Source organism: Actinomycetospora sp. (assembly GCF_055612215.1).
Genome location: NZ_JBVPVA010000895.1, coordinates 1 through 3,479 on the forward strand (window position 1 = coordinate 1; position 3,479 = coordinate 3,479).

Annotated in this window: 3 protein-coding genes; all 3 read left to right on the top strand. The window is 73.1% G+C overall.

Features of this window, described 5'->3' with window-relative positions:
- The first annotated feature begins 143 nt into the window (after positions 1–143).
- Positions 144–1,415 (top strand): mannose-6-phosphate isomerase, class I, encoded by a 1,272-nt coding sequence (gene manA / locus AC0CYZ_RS24405; protein ID WP_472220147.1) that lies wholly within the window; start codon positions 144–146, stop codon positions 1,413–1,415.
- Positions 1,416–1,472: 57 nt separating this feature from the next.
- Positions 1,473–2,423: a cation diffusion facilitator family transporter gene (locus AC0CYZ_RS24410; RefSeq protein ID WP_472220149.1), complete on the top strand. Its 951-nt coding sequence runs from the start codon at positions 1,473–1,475 to the stop codon at positions 2,421–2,423.
- A gap of 86 nt (positions 2,424–2,509) precedes the next feature.
- Positions 2,510–3,479, top strand: a 970-nt coding sequence (locus tag AC0CYZ_RS24415) for an amino acid permease (protein WP_472220151.1), incomplete at its 3' end; no start/stop codon positions are given.

Sequence of the window (3,479 nt, forward strand, 5' to 3'; positions counted from 1 at the left end):
GGGGGGGGGGGGGGGGCACGACATCGAAGGTGCCCGGCCCGGCGTCGGCGCCGGCTGACGCCGGTCCCGCACGCGCCGACCACCCGGACCGGCATCACCGCCGGGTGCGGCCACCGTCATCAGCGCCCGAGTGAGGGGGAGACGTGGAACTGCTCGAGGGGACCGTCCGTCCCTACGCGTGGGGTTCGCGCACGCACATCGCGGAGCTGCTCGGCGAGACCGTCCCGTCGCCGCACCCGCAGGCCGAGCTGTGGCTCGGAGCGCACCAGGACGCACCGTCGCGGCTGGTCGAGCAGCCGGGGGACCGCACCCTGCTCGACGCCCTCGCCGCCGATCCGGAGGGCACCTTCGGCGCCGCCCGCGCCGGACGCTGGCAGGGCCGACTGCCGTTCCTGCTCAAGGTGCTCGCCGCCGAGGAGCCGCTGAGCCTGCAGACCCACCCCTCCGCGGAGCAGGCCGCCGCCGGCTACGCCCGCGAGGAGGCGCGCGGCGTCCCCCAGAGCGCCCCCGAGCGCAACTACCGCGACCCGCTGCCCAAGCCGGAGATCCTCTGCGCGCTCGAGGAGTTCCACGCGCTCGCGGGCTTCCGGGACGCCGCGACCACCGTCACGCTGCTGCGCGCCCTCGACGTCGACCGCCTCGCCCACCACACCGAGCTGCTCGCCGCCCAGCCCGACCCGGACGGCCTGCGTGCCCTGTTCACGATGTGGATCACGCTGCCGCAGCGCACCGTGGACGACCTCGTGCCCGCGCTCCTCGACGGCTGCGTGCGCCTCGCGAAGACCCCTGGCTCCCCGGGCGCGCCGGGCGGGGAGTTCGAGCGCGAGGTCCGCACCCTGCTCGACCTCGGGGAGCGCTACCCCGGCGACGCCGGCGTGCTCGCCGCGCTGCTGCTCAACCGCGTGGTGCTCGCCGAGGGCGAGTGCCTCTTCCAGCCCGCCGGCTCCCCGCACGCCTACCTGTCCGGGAGCGGCGTCGAGCTGATGGCCAACTCCGACAACGTGCTGCGGGCGGGCCTGACGCCCAAGCACGTGGACGTCCCCGAGCTGCTGCGGATCCTCGACTTCCGGTGCGGGCCCCCGACGGTGCTGCGTCCGCGCGTCGACGGCCCGCGGGCGGTGTTCACCGCGCCGAGCGAGCACTTCCGGCTGGTGCGCCTCGACGTGGGGCCCGACGACGGCCCGGTCGAGCTCGGCATCGACGGCCCCCGGATCGTGGTCGTGGTGCGCGGTGACGCCTCCCTGCGCGCCGGGACGGGTCGGTCGGTCGCGCTGGCGCGGGGCCGGGCAGTGTGGGCGCCCGCGGCCGACGGGGTCGTGACCGTGGAGGCCGGCCGGGGCCGTGCCCTGGTGTTCGCGGCCGGGGACGGCTGGAGCCCGGACGGCGACGACGCCCCTCCGGACGGGGCCGACTAGATTCCCGCGAGCCGGGCGGCGTGCCCGGTTCGTCGCCCTGCGCCCCAGGAGGTCACGGTGTCCGCATCCGGAGGCTCCAAGGCGATCATCGCCGCCCTGTCCGCCAACGCGGGCATCGCGGTGGCGAAGTTCGTCGGCTTCGCGATCACCGGGTCGTCCTCGATGCTCGCCGAGGGCGTCCACTCGGTGGCCGACACCGCGAACCAGGGGCTGCTGCTGTTCGGGCGCAAGCGCGCCGCTCGGCAGGCGACCCCCGAGCACCCCTTCGGCTACGGCCGCGACCGCTTCTTCTACTCGTTCGTCGTCGCCCTCATGCTGTTCACGCTCGGCTCGGTCTTCGCGATCTACGAGGGCGTGCACAAGCTGTCGGTGCCGGAGGACCTGACCAGCCCCGTCGTCGCGATCGTCATCCTCGGGATCGCGATCGTGCTCGAGGGCTACAGCTGGCGCACGGCGATCCACGAGTCGCGCGAGCTCAAGGGCGACGCGACGTGGTGGGGCTTCATCCGCCAGTCGGTCAACCCCGAGCTGCCGGTCGTGCTGCTCGAGGACACCGGGGCGCTCGTCGGGCTGGCGCTCGCCCTCGTCGGGGTCGTGCTGACCGTCGCGACCGGCGACCCGGTCTGGGACGCCGTCGGCACGATCGCCATCGGCAGCCTGCTCGGGGTGATCGCGGTGATCCTCATCGTGGAGACCAAGAGCCTGCTGATCGGGGAGGGCGCCCGGGCGCCGCTGGTCCGGACGATCTCGTCGTCGCTGGTGGGCGGGCCGGTCGAGCGGGTCATCCACCTGCGCACCCAGTACCTGGGGCCCGAGGAGCTGCTGGTCGCGGCGAAGATCGCGGTGTCGGCGAGCCTGCCGACCGAGGCGGTCGCGGCCGCGATCGACGAGGCCGAGGCACGCCTGCGCGAGGCCGTCCCGCACGCCCGGCTGGTCTACCTCGAGCCCGACCTCGACCGCACCGGCTCCGACGACGGCCTCGATCCCGCGCTCGACCCGATGCCCTGAGACGGGGCCAGGGGGTCACCCTGGGTAGGGTCCCGGTCACCGCGCAGGCGGACACCGGACCAGGATCCGTACGAAAGGGGCCGGACATGGCGAGTCCGACGACGTCGAGGCAGGGGAGCCTCTTCCGGACGAAGTCCGTCGAGCAGTCGATCGCCGACACCGACGACCCGGACAGCAGGTTGCGCCGGGAGCTCGGCGCGCTCGACCTGACGATCTTCGGTGTCGCCGTCCTCATCGGGGCCGGCATCTTCACCATCACCGCGCGCACCGCGGGCGACGTGACGGGCCCGGCGATCGCGGTCTCGTTCGTCATCGCCGCGATCGCCTGCGGCTTCGCGGGGCTCTGCTACGCGGAGTTCGCCTCGACGGTGCCGGTGGCCGGCAGTGCGTACACGTTCTCCTACGCGACGTTCGGCGAGTTCATCGCCTGGATCATCGGCTGGGACCTGATCCTGGAGTACGCGCTCGGCGCGGCCACGGTGGCCAAGAGCTGGTCCAGCTACCTCGGCAAGATCTTCGGCGTGCTCGGCCTGGGCGACAGCACGTCGTTCGACGTCGGGTCGGTGGAGGTCGACTGGGGCGCGATCCTCGTCATCGCCGCGCTCACCGTCGTGCTCGTGCTCGGCATCAAGCTCTCCAGCCGGGTCTCCACGATCATCACCTCGATCAAGCTCCTGGTCGTCCTCTTCGTGATCATCCTCGGAGCGACCTTCATCAAGGCGGCGAACTACTCGCCGTTCATCCCGCCGGCCGAGCCGCCGAAGGCCGGGGCCAGCGGCCTCGAGTCCTCGCTGCTCTCGCTGCTCGTCGGGAGCGAGGGCAGCACCGACGGCGGGTTCGGTCTGCTCGCCGGGGCGTCGCTGGTCTTCTTCGCCTTCATCGGCTTCGACGCCGTCTCGACGACCGCCGAGGAGACCAAGAACCCGCAGAAGGACCTCCCGCGCGGCATCCTCGGCTCGCTCGCCGTGGTCACCGTGCTCTACGTCGCGACGTCGCTCGTGCTCGTCGGGATGGTCAACTACACCCAGCTCAAGAGCTCGCCCGACGGCGAGAACA